The organism is Streptococcus suis, from assembly GCF_002960425.1.
GTDB classification, from domain to species: Bacteria; Bacillota; Bacilli; order Lactobacillales; family Streptococcaceae; genus Streptococcus; species Streptococcus suis_S.
This window is the reverse complement of the sequence record NZ_POIZ01000087.1, coordinates 126817-149708: the sequence shown is the minus strand read 5'-3', so window position 1 is coordinate 149708 and position 22892 is coordinate 126817. Positions and strand designations below refer to the sequence as shown.

25 protein-coding genes are annotated in these 22892 nt (G+C 42.0%); 16 read left to right on the top strand and 9 right to left on the bottom strand.

Going from position 1 to position 22892, the window contains the following annotated elements; all coding sequences use genetic code 11:
• The first annotated feature begins 36 nt into the window (after positions 1-36).
• A complete protein-coding gene (locus tag C1G57_RS10315) occupies positions 37-1266 on the top strand; it encodes a transglutaminase domain-containing protein (protein WP_105114819.1) in 1230 nt (409 codons plus the stop codon).
• A gap of 44 nt (positions 1267-1310) precedes the next feature.
• On the opposite strand, the gene rpsT is transcribed toward C1G57_RS10315, so the two are convergent.
• Together rpsT and coaA are read right to left on the bottom strand one after the other, a co-directional pair.
• On the bottom strand, positions 1311-1559 hold the full coding sequence (gene rpsT / locus C1G57_RS10310; RefSeq protein ID WP_012027069.1) for a 30S ribosomal protein S20: 249 nt from the start codon (positions 1557-1559) through the stop codon (positions 1311-1313).
• 58 nt (positions 1560-1617) lie between these two features.
• Entirely contained in the window at positions 1618-2538 is a 921-nt protein-coding gene (gene coaA, locus C1G57_RS10305) for a type I pantothenate kinase (RefSeq protein ID WP_105114818.1), read from the bottom strand.
• 112 nt (positions 2539-2650) lie between these two features.
• Between coaA and C1G57_RS10300 the strand changes: the two genes are divergently transcribed.
• From C1G57_RS10300 to C1G57_RS10260, 9 genes are all read left to right on the top strand, one after another.
• A complete protein-coding gene (locus C1G57_RS10300; protein WP_105114817.1) occupies positions 2651-3241 on the top strand; it encodes a class I SAM-dependent methyltransferase in 591 nt (196 codons plus the stop codon).
• Positions 3238-4515 carry a pyrimidine-nucleoside phosphorylase gene (locus C1G57_RS10295; protein WP_105114816.1) on the top strand — a complete coding sequence of 426 codons (1278 nt, stop codon included), beginning with the start codon at positions 3238-3240 and terminating at the stop codon, positions 4513-4515. The genes C1G57_RS10300 and C1G57_RS10295 overlap by 4 nt, the downstream gene beginning before the upstream one ends.
• 14 nt (positions 4516-4529) lie before the next feature.
• Positions 4530-5192: a deoxyribose-phosphate aldolase gene (gene deoC, locus C1G57_RS10290; RefSeq protein ID WP_105114815.1), complete on the top strand. Its 663-nt coding sequence runs from the start codon at positions 4530-4532 to the stop codon at positions 5190-5192.
• The gene (locus C1G57_RS10285) at positions 5179-5568 is read left to right on the top strand and encodes a cytidine deaminase (RefSeq protein WP_105114814.1); all 390 of its coding nucleotides are present in this window, start codon (positions 5179-5181) and stop codon (positions 5566-5568) included. Before deoC ends, C1G57_RS10285 begins: the two co-directional genes overlap by 14 nt.
• 81 nt (positions 5569-5649) lie before the next feature.
• Complete coding sequence (locus C1G57_RS10280; RefSeq protein ID WP_105114813.1) at positions 5650-6711, top strand: BMP family lipoprotein; 1062 nt, start codon at positions 5650-5652, stop codon at positions 6709-6711.
• Between the two features lie 134 nt (positions 6712-6845).
• Positions 6846-8381 carry an ABC transporter ATP-binding protein gene (locus C1G57_RS10275; RefSeq protein WP_105114812.1) on the top strand — a complete coding sequence of 512 codons (1536 nt, stop codon included), beginning with the start codon at positions 6846-6848 and terminating at the stop codon, positions 8379-8381.
• Positions 8374-9435 carry an ABC transporter permease gene (locus C1G57_RS10270; RefSeq protein ID WP_105114811.1) on the top strand — a complete coding sequence of 354 codons (1062 nt, stop codon included), beginning with the start codon at positions 8374-8376 and terminating at the stop codon, positions 9433-9435. Before C1G57_RS10275 ends, C1G57_RS10270 begins: the two co-directional genes overlap by 8 nt.
• Before the next feature lies 1 nt (position 9436).
• Positions 9437-10390, top strand: coding sequence for an ABC transporter permease (locus tag C1G57_RS10265; RefSeq protein WP_105114810.1), 954 nt, complete (start codon positions 9437-9439; stop codon positions 10388-10390).
• A 146-nt stretch (positions 10391-10536) separates the two neighbouring features.
• Complete coding sequence (locus C1G57_RS10260; RefSeq protein WP_105114809.1) at positions 10537-11070, top strand: dihydrofolate reductase family protein; 534 nt, start codon at positions 10537-10539, stop codon at positions 11068-11070.
• 39 nt (positions 11071-11109) lie between these two features.
• Here C1G57_RS10260 and C1G57_RS10255 read toward each other — a convergent pair whose 3' ends face one another.
• On the bottom strand, positions 11110-12093 hold the full coding sequence (locus C1G57_RS10255) for an L-lactate dehydrogenase (RefSeq protein WP_024378725.1): 984 nt from the start codon (positions 12091-12093) through the stop codon (positions 11110-11112).
• Between the two features lie 187 nt (positions 12094-12280).
• Here C1G57_RS10255 and gyrA point away from each other — a divergent pair, with 187 nt between their 5' ends.
• The 3 genes from gyrA (at position 12281) to radC (ending at position 16243) form a co-directional block, all read left to right on the top strand.
• Entirely contained in the window at positions 12281-14731 is a 2451-nt protein-coding gene (gene gyrA, locus C1G57_RS10250) for a DNA gyrase subunit A (protein WP_105114808.1), read from the top strand.
• 4 nt (positions 14732-14735) lie between these two features.
• Positions 14736-15485: a class A sortase gene (locus tag C1G57_RS10245; protein ID WP_105114807.1), complete on the top strand. Its 750-nt coding sequence runs from the start codon at positions 14736-14738 to the stop codon at positions 15483-15485.
• A gap of 77 nt (positions 15486-15562) precedes the next feature.
• On the top strand, positions 15563-16243 hold the full coding sequence (gene radC, locus C1G57_RS10240; protein ID WP_105114806.1) for a RadC family protein: 681 nt from the start codon (positions 15563-15565) through the stop codon (positions 16241-16243).
• A 44-nt stretch (positions 16244-16287) separates the two neighbouring features.
• Here radC and C1G57_RS10235 read toward each other — a convergent pair whose 3' ends face one another.
• The 6 genes from C1G57_RS10235 to C1G57_RS10210 form a co-directional block, all read right to left on the bottom strand.
• Entirely contained in the window at positions 16288-16929 is a 642-nt protein-coding gene (locus tag C1G57_RS10235) for a redox-sensing transcriptional repressor Rex (RefSeq protein WP_105114805.1), read from the bottom strand.
• 144 nt (positions 16930-17073) lie between these two features.
• Positions 17074-17280 carry a DUF4649 family protein gene (locus C1G57_RS10230; RefSeq protein ID WP_172028910.1) on the bottom strand — a complete coding sequence of 69 codons (207 nt, stop codon included), beginning with the start codon at positions 17278-17280 and terminating at the stop codon, positions 17074-17076.
• Positions 17280-17624: a DUF1831 domain-containing protein gene (locus C1G57_RS10225; RefSeq protein WP_105114804.1), complete on the bottom strand. Its 345-nt coding sequence runs from the start codon at positions 17622-17624 to the stop codon at positions 17280-17282. The genes C1G57_RS10230 and C1G57_RS10225 overlap by 1 nt, the downstream gene beginning before the upstream one ends.
• 1 nt (position 17625) lies before the next feature.
• Entirely contained in the window at positions 17626-18741 is a 1116-nt protein-coding gene (locus C1G57_RS10220) for a cysteine desulfurase family protein (protein ID WP_105114803.1), read from the bottom strand.
• Positions 18742-18752: 11 nt separating this feature from the next.
• Positions 18753-19730: a ribose-phosphate diphosphokinase gene (locus C1G57_RS10215; RefSeq protein WP_105114802.1), complete on the bottom strand. Its 978-nt coding sequence runs from the start codon at positions 19728-19730 to the stop codon at positions 18753-18755.
• Positions 19731-19853: 123 nt separating this feature from the next.
• On the bottom strand, positions 19854-20429 hold the full coding sequence (locus C1G57_RS10210) for a CYTH domain-containing protein (RefSeq protein WP_105114801.1): 576 nt from the start codon (positions 20427-20429) through the stop codon (positions 19854-19856).
• Between the two features lie 86 nt (positions 20430-20515).
• On the opposite strand from C1G57_RS10210, the gene C1G57_RS10205 reads away from it, so the two are divergent.
• The 3 genes from C1G57_RS10205 to C1G57_RS10195 are packed head-to-tail and all read left to right on the top strand — an operon-like array spanning position 20516 to position 22882.
• Positions 20516-21187, top strand: coding sequence for a GTP pyrophosphokinase (locus C1G57_RS10205; RefSeq protein WP_105114800.1), 672 nt, complete (start codon positions 20516-20518; stop codon positions 21185-21187).
• Complete coding sequence (locus tag C1G57_RS10200) at positions 21171-21989, top strand: NAD kinase (protein ID WP_105114799.1); 819 nt, start codon at positions 21171-21173, stop codon at positions 21987-21989. Before C1G57_RS10205 ends, C1G57_RS10200 begins: the two co-directional genes overlap by 17 nt.
• Complete coding sequence (locus C1G57_RS10195) at positions 21989-22882, top strand: RluA family pseudouridine synthase (RefSeq protein WP_105114798.1); 894 nt, start codon at positions 21989-21991, stop codon at positions 22880-22882. Before C1G57_RS10200 ends, C1G57_RS10195 begins: the two co-directional genes overlap by 1 nt.
• Positions 22883-22892: the final 10 nt, after the last annotated feature.

Sequence of the window (22892 nt, the reverse complement as noted above, 5' to 3'; positions counted from 1 at the left end):
CCTAGTTCAAGAGCAAATTGTTGTTAGGAGTGAACCATGAAAGAGTATTTCTATGCCCGAAAATTATCCCTTATTTGCCTCCTCAGTCTTTCGGCAATCACTTTGACTGCTTGTTCAACTAATCAAGTAGCAGACAAACTAAAAGACCTGCAATTTGAATTTGTTCAGGAGAAAAAAGAACGTGAGGCAGAATTGTCTGCACTAAGGGAAGAAGTTGCGGGGAATTTTTATTTTCAAGAGTTGGATACAGATAGGGAACGGCGTGCCTATCTCCAATTTGTTAATGGCTTGAGAAAAAGAGAAAGCAGGATTGAGATTGATTCGGTCAATCAGGAAACCTATACTCGTGTCTATTTTTCTGTTGCCAATGATTTCCCGGAATACTACTGGTTGACGGATGCCATGGTTGATGGCATTGGTTTTTCAGACTTATCAAATCCTATCTATCCTGATGATGTTGAGCAAGTCAGTTGGCAACTTGAAAATCTTGCCCGAGCTATTATTGAACAAGCTCCTAAAGGTTCAGATTATGAGATGGTCAAGTTTTTCTACGAAACCATTATCAAACAAACTGACTATGATTTAGAGGCCCTGTCCAATGACAGTCTTTCTTGGAAAGAACAGGGGATTACCAGTGTTCTTCTTGAACGGAAATCTGTATGTGCAGGCTATAGCCGAACCTTTCAGTATTTATGTAAATTAGCTGGTATAGATTGTATCTATGTGAGTGGAATGGCCAATAGTGAGCAGGGAAACCAAATCGGCCATGCATGGAACCTGGTTCAGATTGATGGTCAGTACTACGGTATTGACACGACCTGGGGTGATCCTGTCTTTGAAGAAGCCATGGGTGGTCAAGCGAAATCAGATATTTCCTATGACTATCTCTGTGTTACGGATGAATTTTTAAATAGAAGTAGAAAGGCTGATAGTGATTTACTGGTTTACTGGGGCAAGGAATACCCTTTTCAGTCAAGGCCCTTGGCCTATCCATCTGCTCAAGACAATTCCCTTAATTATTATATGCAGATGGGAGCCTATTTCCCAAGCTTTGATGAGCTAGCTATCTTAGAAAGTGTTCGTCAGCAGAAAGAGCAGGGGGCAGAGAGGATTTTTCTGCAATTTTCAAATCAGCAAGCTTTGCAGGAAATGGTAAACCTGGCAGGAAGCGACAATAATTCCCTCTTTGATGCCCTGGGTTATGTCTATACCTATCAGTACTATTATAATAACCAGACCTATACATTTGAAGTGACTGGCTGGTGAGTATGAGAGAATAAAAAAAGGAAACCCGAAGGTTTCTTTTTTTATTAAGCAAGTTTTGATGCAAGACGTGCTTTGTCGCGGCTTGCTTTGTTTTTGTGAATCAAACCTTTAGTTTCTGCTTTATCGATTGCTGAGCTAGCAGCGCGGAAAAGCTCTTCAGATGGGTTAGCTTCAAATGCTTTGATTGCAGTACGCATAGCTGATTTTTGTGCTGAGTTTTTTTCGTTTTGTTTAACGTTCAATTCAGCGCGTTTGATAGCTGACTTAATGTTTGCCAATGGTTTCACCTCCACCCTTTCTTGTACTAACTATACCATTATATCTGAAAAGATAGGTTTTGACAAGTGAAATTTATTTTTTTAGATAAATTTTATCAATCTCATGGTTATCAGCCTTATGGAGAATAATGTCTGCACGGTTTCGGGTGGGTTCGATGAACTTTTCCAAATTAGCTAGGTTTATATTTTTCCAAGTATTTTGGGCAATGGCAATGATTTCTGGATAGGTCATCTGAGTAAAACGATGGTAGTAGTTGTTGGGATCATTCTTTGCCAGAGTTAATAATTTTTGGAAACGTTCTAGGTACCAGGTTTCAATATGTTCCACATCGGCATCAACGTATATAGACAAGTCGAAATAATCGCTGACATAAAGTCGTTGGTTTTGTGGATTTTGAAACACATTGATTCCCTCTACAATCAGAAAGTCAGGGGCCTTAATTTCCTGAAGTTGATCAGGTACGATGTCATAAATCTCATGAGAATAGACAGGGATTTGACAATCATAACCATTTTTTATCTTATCCACGAAATCAATCAATTTTTCCATATCATAGGACTCTGGAAATCCTTTTTTGTTCAATATCTGGCGCTCTTCCAGAATGGCATTTGGATAGAGGAAGCCATCTGTTGTGACCAATTCAACCTTGGCGTGTTTAAAGGTACGGGCGATAAGAATTTGAAGCAGGCGGCTGGTGGTGGATTTTCCTACGGCCACACTACCAGAAACACCGATAATAAAAGGCTGAGGTTTGATGGATTTTTGCAGGAAGAGGCTCTTGGTGAAATTGAGGTCCTTTCGAGCCTTCCGATAAATATGAATAAGGTTGATAAGAGGCAGATAGATGTCCGATACTTCATGCAGTTGGATACGGTCATTGAAACTCTTGATTGAATTGAGCTCTTTTTGGCTCAGGGGAATAGTGGTCTTCCGATGGAGCTGTTGCCAGGTTTTCCGGTCGATTTCTTCAAAATTTAAAAATTCATTCTTCATAGTTTATTCTTTCTAATAGAAGTAAGCGTTTTACATAATACTTACATTTTATCATATTTTCCAATCTTGCAAAACTCTTGAAAACGTTTTTAAGAAATGGTATAATCAAGGTATGTCTAATATGTATTATGAAAAGAATCCAAGTGCAGCACATGATATTCATGAACTCCGTGTCAGCTTGCTGGATACTCCTATGACTTTCTTAACAGATGCTGGTGTATTTAGTAAGAAAATGGTTGATTATGGAAGTCAGGTGCTTTTGAATTCCCTGGAACTAGCGAAGGGAAAAACTCTCTTGGATGTAGGATGTGGCTACGGACCTCTGGGATTGACCTTAGCAAAAGTCTATGACCTAAATGTTACCATGATTGATGTCAATAGCAGAGCTTTAGAGTTGGCAGAAAAAAATGCTGAGAAAAATGGTGTTTCTGCGACGATTTTCCAATCCGATGTCTATGAAGCAGTTGAGGGTCGTTTTGATTATGTGATTTCTAACCCTCCCATTCGAGCTGGGAAGTCAGTTGTGCATGAAGTGATTACAGGTGCCAAGGAACATTTGGTTGACGGTGGTAGCTTAACTATTGTCATCCAGAAGAAACAAGGGGCACCAAGTGCTAAGAAACGGATGGAAGAAGTATTTGGAAATTGCCAGATTATTAAAAAAGATAAGGGATACTATATCCTTGAAAGTGTGAAAGAATGAGAGCAGTTGATTTAATTCAGAAAAAACGTGACGGCTTGGAGTTATCTACTGAAGAAATCCAATGGTTGATTGATGGCTATGTGGACGGTAGTGTTCCAGACTATCAGATGTCTGCCTTGGCAATGGCCATTTACTTTAAAGGGATGTCTACAAGAGAAATTTCAGACTTGACCATGGCTATGGTGCATTCTGGAGAAGAAATTGACCTTTCGGCAATTGCAGGTGTCAAGGTTGATAAGCATTCGACTGGTGGTGTAGGTGACAAGGTTACCTTGATTTTGGCACCGCTTGTGGCAAGTTTTGGTGTTCCTGTTGCCAAGATGAGTGGACGTGGTTTGGGGCACACAGGTGGTACTCTGGATAAACTGGAGGCTATCAAGGGTTACCAAATCGAAGTGAGCCAAGAAGATTTTATTAAACAAGTTCAAGAAACGGGTGTGGCTGTTATCGGTCAGTCGGATAATCTGGTTAAGGCAGATAAATTGCTTTATGCCTTGCGTGATGTGACTGCCACAGTTGATATCATTCCGCTGATTGCCAGTTCGGTTATGTCTAAAAAGATTGCGGCGGGTGCGGATGCCATTCTTCTTGATGTTACTGTTGGCGAAGGCGCCTTCATGAAGAACATCGAAGACGCGCGTGTCTTGGCTCGTACCATGGTTGACCTTGGAAAAGCAGTTGGTCGTAAGACAGTGGCTGTTTTGACAGATATGTCTCAGCCAGTAGGCACTTCTATTGGTAATCGTTTGGAAATTCTTGAAGCCTTGGACATTCTTCAGGGCAAAGGCAGAGCAGATGTGACCGAGTTCATCTGTGAATTGGCTCAGATTATGCTCAGCTTGGCAAATGTTGAAAAAACAGTAGAAGAAGTCCATCAGCATATCGAAAACGGAGCTGCCCTCAAGAAATTTGAAGGGATGGTTGTCGCACAAGGTGGTGATTTGGAAGACTTGTATCGTCCAGTTCAGGTTTCACATCAAGTAGATGTCTTGGCAGATGAAGACGGCTATATTGTTGGACTTCCAGCCTTGGAATTTGGACTATTTGCTATGAGAATTGGTGCTGGTCGGGCTGTGAAGACAGACGATTTGGATTATGAGACCGGAATTGTGTTCCATAAGAAAGTTGGAGAGCCAGTTTCCAAAGGAGAAACCGTAGCAACAATTTACGCAAATGAAAATATTTCGGAAAATTTGCTTACAAATTTCAAGAAAAATGTTAAAATAGATAAAGATAGTGTAAAAACGAAAGAAATTATTGAAATTATTTCTTAATGTACGGAGAAAGTATGAAACTGAATAAATATATCGACCATACCATTTTAAAGCCAGAAACCAGTAAAGAACAAGTTGGACAAATCTTGGCAGAAGCCAAAGAATATGATTTTGCCAGTGTCTGTGTCAATCCGACTTGGGTGGCTTATGCAGCTCAAGAGTTGAAAGATAGCGATGTAAAAGTTTGTACCGTCATCGGTTTCCCTTTGGGTGCCAATACTCCAGCTCTTAAGGCGTTCGAAACCAAGGATGCTATTGAAAATGGTGCTGATGAAATTGATATGGTCATCAATATCGGTGCTTTAAAATCTAAAAACTATGATTTGGTCTTAGAGGACATTAAGGCTGTTGTTACTGCTAGTGGCGATAAGCTTGTCAAAGTCATTATCGAAACGTGTCTGTTGACGGATGAGGAAAAAGTAAAAGCTTGTGAACTATCAAAAGAAGCAGGTGCTGATTTTGTCAAGACGTCAACTGGTTTCTCAACGGGTGGTGCAACTGTTGAAGACGTTGCTCTTATGAGAAAAACTGTTGGACCTGATATGGGGGTTAAAGCTTCTGGTGGTGCTCGTTCTTATGAAGATGCCATTGCTTTTATTGAAGCTGGTGCAACTCGTATTGGTGCTTCATCAGGTGTTGCAATCATGAAGGGAGAAAAGGCGGATGGAGACTACTAATCTGATTGATTTGGTCGTGGAAAATAGCCGCCATGCTTATGTTCCCTATTCCCACTTTCCAGTAAGTGCAGTCTTGGTTGCCAAAAACGGCCAAGTATTTACTGGAGTAAATATTGAAAATGCCAGCTTTGGGTTGACAAACTGTGCAGAGCGAACAGCTATTTTTAAGGCTGTTTCCGAAGGAGTTCTTGATTTTTCTGAAATCGTCATTTATGGTGAAACAGAAAAGCCAATCTCCCCTTGTGGGGCCTGCCGTCAAGTGATGGCGGAATTTTTTGAACAGGATCTAAAAGTGACCTTGGTCGCTAAAGATAAATCGACAGTCGAGATGACAGTCGGGGAATTACTTCCATACTCTTTTACAGACTTGACTTAAGTTTGTAAGCCAGTCGGTAGACTGAACACATTTATCATCGCAACAATTTGTTGCCAAAGAATTTTTTAGGAGGGTTCAGAAATGAACAAGAAACTTGTTGGTTTGGGTGTTGTATCACTTGCAGCACTTACTCTTGCTGCCTGTGGTAGCCGTACGTCTACTAGCTCTTCAAGCAGCGAATCCACTGAGTCATCAGTGCAAGCTGCGATCATTACCGACGTAGGTGGTATTGATGACCGTTCATTCAACCAATCAGCTTGGGAAGGTTTGCAGGCTTGGGGTGAAGAACATAGCTTGTCTAAAGGTAGCGGCTATGACTACTTCCAATCAGCTAGTGAAGCAGATTACATCACTAACCTTGACTCAGCAGTATCTGCTGGATACAATGTTATCTTCGGTATTGGTTTTGCCTTGGAATCTGCTATCGCTGAAGTAGCGCCAAATAACCCAGATACAAACTACGTTATCGTAGACTCTGTTGTTAAAGATCAGCCAAACGTAGCAAGTGTTGGATTTGCTGACCATGAAGCATCATACCTTGCTGGTGTAGCGGCTGCTAAATCAACTAAGTCAAATCATATCGGTTTCATCGGTGGTATGGAAGGTGTCGTTATCGACCGCTTTGAAGCTGGTTTCGTAGCTGGTGCTAAATCTGTAAATCCTGACATCAAAGTAACAGTTGACTACGCTGGTTCATTCGTAGACTCGGCTAAGGGTCAAACAATCGCAGCAGCTCAATATGCTGCAGGTGCTGACGTTATTTTCCACGCTTCAGGTCAAACAGGTAACGGTGTATTCGCAGCTGCAAAAGCTGAAAACGAAACTCGTAACGAAGCAGATAAAGTTTGGGTAATCGGTGTTGACCGTGACCAATCTGCTGAAGGTGAATACACTTCTAAAGATGGTAAAGCTTCTAACTTCGTATTGGCTTCTACTTTGAAACAAGTTGGTACGTCAGTAAAAGATATTGCTAACAAGGCAGTTGAAGGTAAGTTCCCAGGTGGCGAAATCATCCAATTCTCATTGGCTGATGGAGGTGTTGACTTGGCTGAAACGAATCTTTCAGAAGATGCTACAAAAGCAATTGCAGAAGCTAAGAAAGCTATCTTGGACGGTAAAGTAACTGTTCCAGAAGCTCCTTAATCATAGATAAACAAGAATCCGAAACGGCGACCTGATCGGTCGCCCTTTTCGGAGCTGAGAATTTTTCTCAGTAAAGCCTATCAATGAATGGTAGGTTTTACTGACAAAAATGATCGTCAGAAAGGAAGAAGATTATGACTAGGGATAATGTCATTGAAATGCGCAATATCACCAAAATTTTCGGTGAGTTTGTAGCAAATGACCACATCAACTTACATGTCAGACGAGGTGAAATCCATGCCCTTCTCGGTGAAAACGGTGCTGGTAAGTCAACTCTTATGAATATGTTGGCAGGACTTTTGGAGCCTACCAGCGGAGAAATTGCAATCAATGGTGAAGTTGTATCGATCGACTCACCTTCTAAAGCTGCCCATCTTGGGATCGGTATGGTTCACCAACACTTTATGTTGGTTGATGCTTTCACAGTTGCGGAGAATATCATTCTTGGTTCCGAAACGACTAAAGGTGGCGTGATTGATCTCAAGAAAGCCATTGCTGAAATTAAAGAGCTATCAGAGCGTTATGGTTTAGAGGTCGATCCGACAGCAAAAGTAGCAGATATTTCTGTCGGAGCACAACAACGTGTAGAGATTTTGAAAACCCTCTACCGTGGCGCTGACCTATTGATTTTCGATGAGCCGACAGCCGTTTTGACTCCTGCGGAAATAGCAGAGCTTCTTAAAATCATGAAGAAATTGATTGAAGAAGGTAAGTCCATCATCCTTATTACCCACAAACTAGATGAAATCCGTGCTGTAGCTGATCGTGTAACAGTTATTCGCCGCGGTAAATCCATTGAAACAGTAGATGTAGCAGGTGCAACCAACCAAGACCTTGCTGAGTGGATGGTTGGTCGTTCTGTATCCTTCAAAACAGAGAAAATTGCTTCCAATCCTAAAGAAGTTATCCTTTCTATCAAGGATTTGGTAGTAAATGAAAACCGTGGTATTCCAGCTGTAAAAGGACTTAACCTTGATGTTCGGGCTGGAGAAGTCGTTGGTATTGCTGGTATCGATGGAAATGGACAAAGTGAGCTCATCCAAGCTATTACAGGCTTGCGTAAGGTTAAATCCGGTTCTATTACCATCAAAGGTGAAGAAATTGTCGGAAAAACACCTCGTAAAATCACTGAAATGCAGGTCAGCCACGTCCCAGAAGACCGTCATCGTGATGGTTTGGTCTTACAAATGTCTGTCGCAGAAAACATTGCCCTACAGACCTACTATAAAGAGCCAAACTCTAAGAATGGTATTCTGAACTATAACTTTATCAATGAAAAGGCCCGTCAACTCATGGAAGAGTTTGATGTGCGTGGTGCTAGTGAGTTAGTACCTTCTAAGGCCTTGTCAGGCGGTAACCAGCAAAAAGCTATTATCGCCCGTGAAATTGACCGTAACCCAGATCTTCTAATCGTTAGCCAGCCAACTCGTGGATTGGACGTTGGTGCTATCGAATACATTCGTAAACGTTTGATTGCAGAGCGTGACAAGGGCAAGGCAGTTCTTGTGGTCAGCTTTGAATTGGATGAAATTTTGGATGTTTCAGACCGTATTGCCGTTATTCACGACGGTACCATTCATGGAATCGTAGATCCTGCGACAACAAACAAGCAGGAGCTTGGTGTCTTGATGGCAGGTGGAAAATTAGAGAAGGGAGAAAGTCATGCCTAAGAAATATCACAATGTGGCCCTTCCATTTTTGGCAGTATTTTCTGGTCTGTTGCTAGGTGCCATCATCATGCTTATCTTCGGTTACGACCCAATTTGGGGCTACGAAGAACTATTTTATTCAGCCTTTGGTAATATTAAATCTATCGGTGAGATCTTCCGTGCTATGGCACCGCTAATCTTCACTGCATTAGGTTTTGCTGTAGCTAGTCGTGCAGGTTTCTTCAACGTTGGTTTGCCTGGTCAAGCCTATGTTGGTTGGGTATTTGCAGGGTGGTTTGCCTTGTCAAATCCTGATATGCCTCGTCCAATTCTTATTCTAGCAACAGTCATCATCGCTATGGTCGCTGGTGGTATTGCAGGTTCTATTCCAGGTATTTTGCGTGCCTACCTTGGAACCAGTGAAGTTATCGTCACCATCATGATGAACTACATCTTGCTTTATTCATGTAACTATATCATTCGTGAAGTTTTTGCGGATAGTTTGATGAAGAATACAGATTCTACTGTCAATGTATCAGCTAATGCTTCTTACCAGACAGAGTGGTTGCGTGCATTGACAGATAATTCCCGTATGAACCTGGGTATCTTCTTTGCAATCATTGCCGTAGTGGTTATTTGGTTCCTCTTGACCAAGACAACCCTTGGTTTTGAAATTCGTTCAGTTGGTTTGAACCCAACAGCCTCTGACTACGCAGGTATGTCAGCTAAACGTACTATTATTCTTTCAATGGTTATCTCAGGAGCTCTTGCAGGTCTTGCAGGTGCTATTCAAGGTCTTGGAACCTTCCAAAATGTCTACATTCAAAGTGGTAACCTGGATATTGGTTTCAATGGCATGTCTGTTGCCCTCTTGGCTTCAAACTCACCACTGGGAATTCCTTTGGCAGCCTTCCTCTTCGGTGTCCTTTCTGTTGGTGCACCAGGTATGGTTCGTGCCCAAATTCCACCTGAATTGATTAACGTTGTTACAGCGTCTATCATCTTCTTTATCGGTGTGAAATTTATCTTTGAGCAGTTGCTTAAAGCCAAAAATAAAGCGAAAGGAGCGAAATAAGATGAATATTTCAATTCTTGCCTTACTCATTTCGCAGATGTTGATTTACTCAGCACCTTTGATTTTTACTAGTCTTGGTGGTGTATTCTCTGAGCGTGGCGGTATTGTAAACGTTGGTTTGGAGGGGATCATGGTTATTGGTGCTTTTGCTGGTGTTGTCTTCAACATTGAGTTTGCTGAAACATTTGGCAAAACAACTCCTTTGCTAGCTATTCTTGTTGGTGGTCTGGCAGGTATCCTATTTGCTGCCATTCATGCTATTGCTACCATTTATCTCCGTGCGGACCACGTTGTATCTGGTACAGTATTGAATCTTTTGGCACCAGCCTTGAGTGTTTTCCTTGTAAAAGTTATTTACAACAAGGGGCAAACAGATAGTATCACCCAGTCATTTGGTAAATTTTCATTCCCTATCCTGGCTGATATTCCTGTTATTGGAGATATTTTCTTCAAGAATACGAGTTTGATGGGTTATGTTGCCATTGCAACGGCATTCTTGGCTTGGTTCATCCTTTATAAGACCAAGTTTGGACTTCGTCTGCGTTCAGTTGGTGAACACCCACAGGCTGCTGACACGCTTGGTATCAATGTTTATGCAATGCGTTCTGCAGGGGTCTTGATTGCTGGATTCCTTGGTGGTGTTGGTGGTGCCGTAAGCGCCCAATCCGTAAACATCAACTTCTCTGCAACAACTATCGTGGGTTCGGGTTTCATCGCCTTGGCCGCAGTTATCTTTGGTAAGTGGAATCCAATTGGTGCAATGTTAGCCAGTCTCTTCTTTGGTTTATCTCAAAGTTTGGCAGTAGTTGGAAGTCAGCTTCCAGGTTTGAAAGATATCCCAACCGTCTATCTTCAAATCGCCCCATATCTTATCACAGTAGTTGCCCTCTCTGCTTTCTTCGGAAAAGCAGTCGCACCAAAAGCAGACGGTATTAACTATATTAAATCCAAGTAAGGTGGTTGGATAAAAATCCCCATCTAATTGAAATCTGAATAAGTTAAATAGCTTAGAATGTAGGTCTCTGACAAGGATATTCTAAGCTATTTTTTTATATTTTTATGGTATACTGGATACTTGATAAGTAGGCTAGGAGGATAGATATGACGAGACGTTTAGTACTAAACATTGCCATGAGTTTGGATGGTTTTATTGCCAGAACAGATGGAAGCTATGATTGGATAGTAGGGCAAGGAACAAATCAATATGATACTGCCCTGCAATTCGATAATCCCGCTTTTTTTAATGCTTGTGATACAGTCATCATGGGGCGAAAATCACTGGAAGATTGCCCTTTGGAGATGGTTGAGGGATATCAGAATAAGCAATTTATTATCGCTAGTCGTAGGGCACAGACGGATTATGACAATGTTCGATTTGTGCAGGACATTGTTGCAGAAATTGAGCGATTGAAAGCAGAAGAGGGAAGTGATATCTGGCTTTTTGGTGGTGCAGGGTTGGTACAGACTTGTTTGGAAGCCAAATTGATTGACCATTTCATCATCGGTATTATTCCAACAATCTTAGGAGAAGGGATTTCTCTTTTTGATAAGCTTTCAGATGAGCAGAAGTTGACCTTGGTAGAAACTACAGTTACAGATGGCATTGCTATGTTGCGTTATGACGTTCGGAATTAAAAAAGGTGGACCGTAATGGGTTCACCTTTTCTATATATCTTAGTTTTTAACACCAGCAGCAATTTCTGGGTTGGCGAAAGCATCGTCAATGATGTCTTTCAATTGCTTAGCAGAAGCTTGCATTTTTTGCAATTCAGCATCATTCAATGGGATGTTTACTGGACGAACGATACCGTGTGCACCGATAATAGCTGGTTGACCGATGAAGACATCTTCAACACCTTCGTATTGACCTGCTTGGTATACAGACAATGGAAGAACTGCATTTTCATCATCAAAGATTGCTTTAGTAATACGAGCAAGGGCAACACCGATACCGTAGTATGTTGCACCTTTTTTGTTGATGATTGAGTAAGCTGCATCACGAACAGATACGAACAAGTCAACAAGACCTTGCTCATCGATATCGCGGTTATCTTGCAACCAGTCGTACAATTTCACACCAGCAACGTTAGCGTGTGACCAAACTGCGAATTCGGAGTCACCGTGCTCACCCATGATGTAGGCGTGTACTGAACGTGCGTCGATACCAATTTTTTCAGCCAAGGCTTGACGGAAACGAGCTGAGTCAAGTGACGTACCTGAACCGATAACGCGCTCTTTAGGGAAACCAGAGAATTTCCAAGTTGAGTAAGTCAATACGTCAACTGGGTTAGCAGCAACAAGGAAGATTCCGTTGAAACCAGATTTAACGATTTCAGTAACGATTTGTTGGTTAATACGAAGGTTTTTCTCAACCAACTCAAGACGAGTTTCACCTGGTTTTTGTGGCAAACCTGCTGTCAATACAACCAAGTCTGCATCGTGAGCGTCAGAGTACTCAGCAGAGTAGATTTTTTTAGGGAATGTGAAGGCCAATGCGTGGCTCAAGTCTTCTGCATCACCTTGAGTACGGTCTTTGTTGATATCGATGATACCCAATTCTTGACCAATCCCTTGGTTAACAAGAGCATAAGCATAAGCAGAACCTACGGCACCGTCACCGACAAGGATAACTTTTTTGTGTTGTTTAGTTGCAGTCATTCTAAACATCTCCTTAGTTTTATTTGGGGATGACATCATCCCGACCATCTTCCATTCTAGCACTTTTTAAAGGTTTTGTCACTTGTGAAAGGGGCTTTGAAAATGTTTACATGCTGGTTTCCAACAAAGAGTTTTATGGCAAAATATGATATAATAGAGGCACAATGACTGTTGAAAGAGGCATATAATGCAAGATAAAAACTTAGTAACGGTAAATCTGACCAATGAGATGAAGTCATCTTTCATCGACTATGCTATGAGTGTTATCGTTTCACGTGCGTTGCCAGATGTACGTGATGGTCTCAAGCCTGTTCATCGCCGTATTTTGTATGGAATGAATGAGTTAGGGATTACACCAGACAAACCCCATAAGAAATCAGCCCGTATTACAGGGGATGTTATGGGTAAATACCACCCACACGGTGATATTGCCATTTATGAGGCTATGGTCCGTATGGCGCAATGGTGGTCTTACCGTCATATGTTGGTAGATGGACACGGAAACTTTGGCTCCATGGATGGTGACGGAGCCGCTGCCCAGCGTTATACAGAAGCTCGTATGAGCAAGATTGCGCTTGAAATGCTCCGTGATATTAACAAAAATACTGTAAACTTTGCGGACAACTATGATGCCAATGAGCGTGAGCCAGAAGTTCTACCGGCTCGCTTCCCTAACCTTTTGGTCAACGGTACGACAGGTATCGCTGTTGGTATGGCGACCAACATTCCGCCACATAACTTGGGCGAAACCATCGAAGCTGTGAAGCTGGTGATGGACAATCCAGAGGTAACCACTCGTGACATCATGGAAGTCTTGCCTGGTCCTGACTTTCCGACGGGTGCCTTGGTTATGGGCAAATCTGGTATTCACCGTGCCTACGAAACAGGGAAAGGCTCTATTACCCTCCGTTCTCGTACAGAGATTGAAGAATATGGCAATGGTCGTGAACGGATTGTCGTAACCGAGTTTCCATACATGGTCAACAAGTCCAAGGTTCAAGAGCACATTGTCAAATTGGTGCAAGAAAAGCGCATCGACGGGATTACAGCTGTTCGGGATGAATCCAACCGCGAAGGCGTACGATTTGTTATCGAAGTTCGCCGCGATGCTTCTGCCAATGTTATTTTGAATAATCTCTTCAAGCAAACTCAGTTGCAGACTAATTTCAGTTTCAATATGTTGGCCATCCAAAACGGGGTGCCGAAAATTCTTTCTGTCCGTCAGATTTTAGAATCTTATATTGAACACCAGAAGGAAGTAGTCACTCGTCGTACGCAATTCGATAAAGAAAAAGCAGAAGCGCGGGCTCATATCTTGGAAGGCTTGCTGATTGCCCTTGACCACATTGATGAGGTCATTCGCATTATCCGTAATTCAGAAACGGACGCTATTGCCCAGGCTGAGTTGATGGAGAAATTTGAGCTTTCTGAACGTCAGAGTCAGGCTATTCTTGATATGCGTCTCCGTCGTTTGACAGGCTTGGAACGTGACAAAATTCAGTCTGAATATGATGAGCTGATTGCCTTGATTGCTGATTTGGCTGATATTTTAGCTAAACCAGAGCGTGTTGTCACGATTATCAAGGAAGAATTAGATGAAGTCAAACGCAAGTACGCTGACCCACGTCGTACAGAATTGATGGTCGGAGAAGTTCTTTCTCTTGAAGATGAGGACTTGATTGAGGAAACAGATGTCTTGATTACCCTGTCAAATCAAGGGTACATTAAACGTCTGGCTCAGGATGAATTCCAGGCTCAGAAACGTGGTGGACGTGGTGTTCAAGGAACAGGTGTCAAGGACGATGATTTTGTGCGTGAGTTAGTTTCGACTAGCACCCATGATCGCCTCTTGTTCTTTACCAATAAAGGTCGTGTTTATCGTTTGAAGGGGTATGAAATCCCAGAATATGGTCGTACGGCTAAAGGATTGCCAGTTGTCAACTTGCTCAAGTTGGAAGAAAATGAAGCAATCCAGACCATCATCAATGTGACCAAGGACCAGGAAGCAGACAGCTATCTCTTCTTCGCAACCCGTCAAGGTGTTGTCAAACGGACCAGTGTTTCAGAATTCGCTAATATTCGACAAAGTGGTCTTAAGGCCTTGAATCTGAAAGAAGAAGATGAATTGATTAACGTCTTCTTGACAAATGGTCAGGCGGATATTATCATGGGAACCAAATTTGGTTACTCTGTTCGCTTTACAGAAACAGATGTTCGGAATATGGGGCGTACTGCAACGGGTGTTCGTGGTATCAATTTACGTGAGGGAGATCAGTTGGTTGGTGCGACCATGATTGCAGATGACCAGGAAGTTCTTGTTTTGACGGAGAAAGGCTTTGGTAAGCGGACACCAGCCAGCGAATATCCTACCAAAGGCCGTGGTGGTAAGGGGATTAAGACCCTCAAAGTTGCTGAGAAAAATGGTTCTCTGGCAGGTTTGACAACGGTATCTGGTGATGAGGACATTATGGTCATTACCGATACAGGTGTAATTATTCGTACAAGTGTTGCCAATATTTCCCAAACTGGTCGTTCAACCATGGGTGTCAAGGTAATGCGTCTAAACGATGAGGCAAAAATTATGACATTTGCACTGGTAGATGCTGCAGATGCTAAGAATGAAGAAGAGCAGGAGTAGTTGTATGTTAAAACGTACTAAAAATAAAAAAGGAAAAAGTGGGATTTGGCGTAATCTTCTAGCTTTGCTGCTGGTTTTGATTTCCCTGGCTCTCATCTTTAACACCTCTATCCGTAATTTTATAATTGGATGGAATACCAATAAATATCAGATTTCAAAAGTCACTGCTGAGGACATTGAAAAAAACAAAGAGGCAGAAACGACTTTTGATTTTGAACAGGTTCAGGCAATTTCAACGGAAGCCATATTAGCGGCCCAGTGGGAAGCCCAACGGTTGCCTGTAATTGGTGGTATTTCAATCCCAGAACTTGGCATCAATTTACCTATTTTCAAAGGTGTGGGGAACACATCTCTAATGTACGGTGCTGGAACCATGAAGGAAACCCAGGAAATGGGGAAAGGGAATTATGCTTTGGCTAGTCACCACATTTTTGGTGTAGCCGGTGCGGCGGATGTTCTCTTCTCTCCATTGGATAGGGCCCAGAATGGTATGAAAATCTATATCACTGACAAGACCAATGTCTATACTTATGTGATTGACAGTGTGCAGACAGTTACACCTGAGAGTGTCTATGTCATTGATGATGTAGAAGGACGTACAGAAGTAACATTGGTAACTTGTGAAGACTATGATGCGACTGCACGGATTATCGTAAAAGGTGTGCTAGAATCAACAACGCCTTATACTGAAACCTCACAAGATATACTTGATTCATTTAATAAATCATATAATCAATATGATTATGGTCAGTAAGGTTTAGGACTGAGAATTTTCTCAGTCTTTTTTCATTTTCTTGCTTGTTTACGAATAAAATAAGTGAGGAGGATTTTATGTACCAAATTGATTTTAAGGAAGAGGCACTTTTGCCGCGAGAAAGATTGTTAGAAGTTGGGGCAGAAAGATTGAGCAATCAAGAATTACTGGCTATTTTTATCCGAACAGGGACTAAAAAAGAGCCAGTTTCTATCCTATCCAATAATCTGCTCAATCGTTTGGAAAATTTGGCAGCCCTTAGAGAATTGTCCATAGAAGAATTGCAGAGTTTGACAGGGATTGGGCGTGTCAAGGCTATTGAAATCAAGGCTATGATTGAATTGGGCAAACGGATCAACCAGTCAGAATTACTCATGAATGAACGGATTTTAGGAAGTGAGAAATTGGGACGAAAGATGATCCAAGAACTTGGAGATAAAAAGCAAGAGCATCTTGTTGCTCTCTATCTCAATACGCAAAACCAGATTATCAGCCAAAAAACGATTTTTATTGGCAGTGTTAATCGGAGTATTGCAGAGCCGAGAGAAATCTTACACTATGCGGTCAAGTCTATGGCAACTTCCATTATCATTGTTCACAACCATCCATCAGGCTCGGTGGAGCCAAGTAAGAATGATTTATTGTTTACTGAGAATTTAAAAAAATCCTGCGATACGCTAGGATTGGTTCTGTTGGATCATTTGATTGTGGGAAATAAGAATTATTATTCCTTTAGGGAGGAGAGTGAGTTATTTTAGAAAGAAAAACAGAGGGTCCTTGGATGAGGATCCTCTGTTACTGTTTATTCACCCTTGCGCATGAAATAGAGTAGGGTTTGTAATTCGCTAGTCAGGTCAACATACTGCACGACAACATCTTTTGGAACGGATAGGTTGACAGGAGAGAAGCTGAGAATGCCTTTGACACCAGCTTCGACTAATATATCGGTTACCTCTTGAGCCTTGATACTTGGGACAGTCAGAATTGCTGTTTGGGCATCTGCTTCCAAAATGCGTTCCTTGATTTCGGAAATGGCATGGATGGGAATATTTTCGTCAACCGTTCCAACTGCAGGATTATCATCGGCTTCAAAGGCCATAACAATTTTCATCTTATTGCGCTCATGGAAACGGTAGTGGAGAAGGGCACGGCCCATATTTCCGACACCAACAAGCATGACATTTGTAATCGAATTGTCATTGAGAATTTCCGCAAAGAAATCCATCAATTCTTTTACATTGTAACCAAAGCCACGGCGACCTAGTTCACCGAAGTAGGAGAAGTCACGGCGTACTGTTGTTGAGTCGATACCGATTGCTTCAGCGATTTCCTTAGAACTAGCCTTTTCAATATTTCCAGCATAAAAGCGTTTGAAAATACGGTAATAGAGAGAAAGTCGTTTGGCAGTGGCGCGTGGGATATCTGCTTTTTTATCGTTTTTCACAAGTTGCTCCTTCAATTTGATAGGTAATTATCAATTCCTAGACCTATCATCTATCATTCTAAATCAATTCTTTCTTCTATTCTAGTCCAAGATTGTGAAAAAATCAACAGATTGGATTGAAAAAGACTAAGCTTGAAATCTTGCTTAGTCTAGTGTTTGAAAGTAGCGGTAGAGGTCGCCGATTGTACCTCTATAATCTAATTCTTGACCATCTTGTGTTAGTTTGGTCACAGGATAGTAATCAGGAAGAGTGAGGCAACCAGAGAAGGCCAGTTTGGCAGCATCCAGATTGTCAAACTCCTGTTTTCTATCTATTTTGTATGCATCTTGATAGTGAACAACGATCATCATTAACCTTCCTTTGTAAACAGGTCACGGTCTACCAGACTATCCATCAAGAAATAGAATTTTTCTTGAATGACCTTGTTACCATTTTCTTTAAAGATATTAACCAGATGCAAACCAGATTTGTCTGTAATGTTGATTTTAAAGCCAGTAAGTTCTTTATTGACAATAATCTTTAAAAGAAAACCTTGATTTGAGTTGGGAACTTCTTCTAGTAGGCGAGTGAGTTGATAGTGTCCTGCTTTGGTTTGTTCAAATGTTGTATCTCGCAGGGTATATTTTTTGATGTTAGGGCTAATGTGATAAGTAAATGCGCAATCTTTTAGGCTTACTGTTTGTTGAAAGGCCATTTTATCCTCCAATGATGTTTTGTAATTCAGTGAGGAGAGCGTCAATCTCTTCTAGGGTATTTGTTTCAGATAGGCTGATACGGATAGACTCTTTCAGTCGTTGGGAATTTGTTCCATACATGGCTTCCAGCACATGACTGTTCTGAACAACGCCAGCAGTGCAAGCTGATCCACTAGATACAGCAATGCCTGCCAAGTCTAGTCGCATGAGGACTTGCTCATTGAGCTTATTAGGGAAACCGATGTTGATAACATGAGGGAGATGGGGACCTGCTTGGTTGATGTAAAATGAATAGCCATCTAATCCAGCTAGGAGGTGATTTTTCAAGCCTTGGATGTGATGAACATTACTGTCAAGTTGATAGACCTGTTCTTGAAGAGCAAGTGCCATGGCAGCAATGGCTGGAAGGTTCTCTGTGCCTGCTCGGTGTTGATTTTCTTGCTTCCCTCCATGAATAAGGGAATCAAATCCCTGCAAGCGACTGTATAGAAAACCGACTCCTTTTGGTCCGTGGAACTTATGGGCAGAAGCAGCTAGCAAATCAATGCCATAGTCAGCAGGCTTTACATCCATTTTTCCGACGACCTGCACAGCATCTACATGAAATACGGCCTGATGGTTGGCCAATAGTTGACCAATTTCCTTAATAGGAAGGACTTGGCCTGTTTCATTGTTGGCAAACATGGTGCTGACCAAGATAGTATCTGGTCGCAGGGCTTCTTGGATTTGCTGGGCAGTGATGACCTGATTGATTGGCTGAATATAGGTTACTTCAAACCCAAAGCGTTCCTCAAGGTACTGCATGGTATGAAGAACAGCATGGTGCTCGATAGCAGTAGTAATCAGGTGCTTACCCTTGACTTGATTGGCAAGGGCATAGCCTTGAATTGCCAAATTATCTGCCTCAGAACCTCCTGCGGTGAAAATGATGTGATCTGCTGGGACATCGAGTACTTGGGCGATATCCTGTCTGGCTTGGCGTAAAATTTGGTTGGCTTTTCTTCCAGACTGGTGAATACTGGAGGGATTGCCATAGGTTTCTTGTGCTACTTCCAACATCCGTTGGAGAGCAGTGGGAGATAGGGCAGTGGTAGCTGCATTATCTAAATAAATCAAAGAAGGTACTCCTAGTTTTCTTTTTCAGGATTGGTAAACTTGAAGAGTGGGCTGAGTGGTTGGTGCTCTTGGATACGATGGATGGCATTAGCAATCAAGTCACTAGCTGTTAGGAAGGCGATATTCTTAGGTTCTTGTTCCTTGCTTGCAACTGAGTCGGTCACCAAAATTTCCTTAATTGGAGAAGCGTCTAGCAGTTCAGCCGCACTACCAGCGAACAGACCGTGGCTGGCAACGGCGTAAATTTCAGTGGCGCCACCTTCTTGGACAATTTTAGAAGCTTGAGAGAAGGTACGACCAGTATTTAAAATGTCGTCAACCAAGATAGCTTTCTTACCAGCAACCTCACCAATGATGTAGCCCTCTGCACGCTCTGAATCATCTTGGGCATAGTCGATAATGGCAATAGGTGCGTTCAGGAATTCTGCGATGTTACGCGCACGTTTGATACCAGAGTTTTTTGGACTAACGATTACAACGTCATCACCACAGAGCCCTTTTTCCATGTAGTAAGATGCAAAGAGTGGTTCTGTAAGAAGGTTATCAACCGGAATATCGAAGAAACCTTGAATTTGTGAAGCGTGTAGGTCCAGTGTCAATACACGGTCAACACCTGCTTTGACCAGCATATTTGCAACGAGTTTAGCAGTTATTGGTTCGCGTGGAGATGCCGTGCGGTCCTGACGAGCATAGCCAAAGTAAGGCATAACCGCTGTAATAGTGTTGGCACTTGCACGCTTGCAGGCATCAATCATAATCAGCAATTCCCACAAGTGATTGTTGACTGGGTAGCTGGTTGATTGGATGATGTAGACATCGACACCGCGGACAGATTCTTCAATGTTGATTTGGATTTCACCGTCTGAGAATTGGCGTGATGATAATTTTCCTAGTGGAAGGCCAGCTGATGCGGCAATTTTTTCAGCGATGGCACGATTGCTATTGAGTGAGAAGATTTTAATGTTATTTTCACCGAGTGGTTGACCCATTTTCAAGTAACTCCTTTTACACACTAAGCTTTTATGAGAAACATAAAAGAAAATTTTACAATAGATGGTTCTATTCTATCAAAAAAAAGAAATTTTTTCAGTATTCAAGTAAAAAAATCAGCCTTATTGGACTGATTTTCGATGGCTGGCAGTTCGTGCAACCTTACTGCTGGCATATTTAAATTGGATGGAGTTCTTCTTGAGAAATTCTTCGAAGAGAATTTTGCCTTGGTGGGCATCCGTCACTTCAACTTCCAGTTCATAATCCACTTGCCCGGCATATTCATTTTCATCTAGGGCCATCAGTCCGATGGAGGTTTCTTTTTCATGACGTTTGGTAGTCAGGCTCCCCCAGACAGCCAGTTTGTCAATCGGAACATCTGTGGCTGAGATGATGTCGGCAATGTGTCCTGCGGGCAGTTGGAAGTTTTCGATTAACTGATGAGCAGTCTGGATGTCTAGAACTTGATTGTACTCTTGATTGCCAATTTCCTGGGGAATTTTTAAGGTCAGCTCTGCTATTTCCTTAAAAGTCCGTATACGGAGTGAAAAACGGTGGTTCTTCATATCTAAATCAGGAGTGTCAATATAGTGGTTGGTTTGAAGAACAGGGCTTACGTCTGAAAAATCAGAGAGAAGGCGTAGGTACTCGGATTTGGTTAATAAGGTTTTATACTCAATTTCAAGGTGGTTTTTCATGCAGTAAACCCTTTCAATGTGTTATAATAGAATAGTCTTTGTGTTATTCTAATACAATTTAAAAATTTTGACAAGAAAGGGGTAGTATGGACTTTAACTGGGAAGAATTTTTAGACCCCTATATCCAGACAGTAGGTGAGTTGAAGATCAAACTGCGTGGTATTCGCAAGCAGTACCGGAAAGCCAATCGGCACTCTCCTATAGAGTTCGTGACTGGTCGGGTAAAGCCTATTGAATCCATTAAGGAAAAGATGGCCCTACGACAGATTAAGTTAGAAAATCTTGCTCAAGATATGCAGGATATTGCTGGGCTTCGAATTATGGTTCAATTTGTGGACGATATTGAGGAAGTCTTGGCGATTTTACGCAAGCGCAAGGATATGCAAATTGTCCACGAAAGGGATTATATTAACTACCGAAAGGCTTCTGGCTACCGGTCCTATCATGTAGTTATTTCATACCCTGTGGACACCATAAATGGCAATGAAACGGTTCTTGCAGAAATCCAAATCCGTACTCTTTCTATGAACTTCTGGGCGACCATTGAGCATTCCCTCAACTATAAGTATAAGGGAAATTTTCCTGAAGAAATCAAGAAACGCTTGGAAGTGACAGCAAAGATTGCCTATGAATTAGATGAGGAGATGCGAAAAATCCGTAACGACATTCAGGAGGCCCAGGCCTTATTCGATCCTGCACATAGGAAGCTGAATGACGGTGTCGGAAATAGTGATGATACAGATGAAGAATACAGGTAGAAAAAAAATCGCTCTGCTCGCTAGCCGAAATCCAAAGAGTGAGGCAGTTTCCAAAGAACTTTGGACAAAATTGAAAGAAGCAAATTTCATACTGACACCTAAAAATCCTGATATTGTGATTTCAATCGGTGGTGATGGTATGCTCCTGTCGGCCTTTCATAAGTATGAAAAGTTGATTGACCGTGTGCGTTTTGTCGGTATTCATACAGGCCATCTAGGATTTTATACGGATTACCGTGACTTTGAGGTGGATAAACTGATCGAGAACCTCAAGCTTGATACAGGTGCCAAGGTATCCTATCCCATTTTGAATGTCAAGGTCAAACTACTGGATGGTCGGGTTATGGAGGCGCGTGCTCTGAATGAGGCGACCATCAAGCGTTTATCCAAAACCATGGTGGCAGACGTCATTATCAACAATGTACCGTTTGAACGCTTTAGGGGAGATGGCATCTCAGTATCTACTCCAACAGGTTCGACGGCCTACAATAAGTCCTTAGGTGGTGCTGTTTTACATCCGACTATTGAGGCCTTGCAGATTGCAGAAGTAGCCAGTCTAAATAACCGCGTTTATCGCACACTAGGGTCATCTATCGTGGTTCCCAAGAAAGACAAGATTGTCATTGAGCCCAAGCATAGTGACCGCTATTCGATTGCTGTTGATAATAAGACCTATGTCTATGACAACATTGAAAAAATTGAGTACCAGATTGACCAGCATAAAATTCACTTTGTTGCGACCCCCAGCCATACAAGTTTCTGGAACCGTGTGAAAGATGCCTTTATCGGAGAGGTGGAGTAATGCGGTTTGAATTTATAGCTGACCAGCATACAAAAATTAAAACGTTTTTGAAAAAGCATGGTGTTTCAAAGGGCTTGTTGGCAAAAATCAAGTACACAGGTGGCAATATTTGGGTCAATGACATCGAGCGCAATGCAACTTACTTGCTTGATATTGGAGATAGGGTTACAATTGACATACCAGCTGAGGAGGATTTGACTGGAAGTTTGAAACCGATTTCTTTTTCGCTGGATATTGTCTATGAAGATGACCACTTTCTAGCAATCAATAAGCCGGTTGGTTATGCTTCTATTCCGTCAGCTCTGCATTCCTCGACCATTGCTAATTTTGTGAAAGGCTACCTTGTGGAGCAAGATTACGAAAATAAGCAGGTCCATATCGTAACGCGGTTAGATAGAGATACTTCGGGTGTCATGCTCTTTGCCAAACATGGCTATGCCCATGCTCGACTGGACAAGCAGTTGCAGGCCAAGCTCATCCACAAGCGCTATTATGCTCTGGTTAAAGGGGATGGTGTGTTGGAAGCCGAGGGGGATATTATTGCACCGATTGGTCGTCCAGAAGATAGTATTATCACACGCTGTGTGACCAAGAATGGAAAATATGCCCATACTTCCTATCGACTTGTCCAATCTTGGGGGGATATTCATCTAGTGGATATTCAGTTGCACACTGGTAGGACCCACCAGATTCGTGTTCATTTTTCTCACATCGGTTTCCCGCTTTTGGGAGATGATATGTATGGGGGAAGTTTAGAATGTGGTATTCAACGTCAAGCCTTGCATTGCCATCATTTGGCATTTGACAATCCTTTTTCAGCCAAAAGGATTGACTTGGAAGCAAAGCTTCCAGACGATTTTCAGGCTGTTATCAATTTGTTAACTAATAAATAATATATATAAG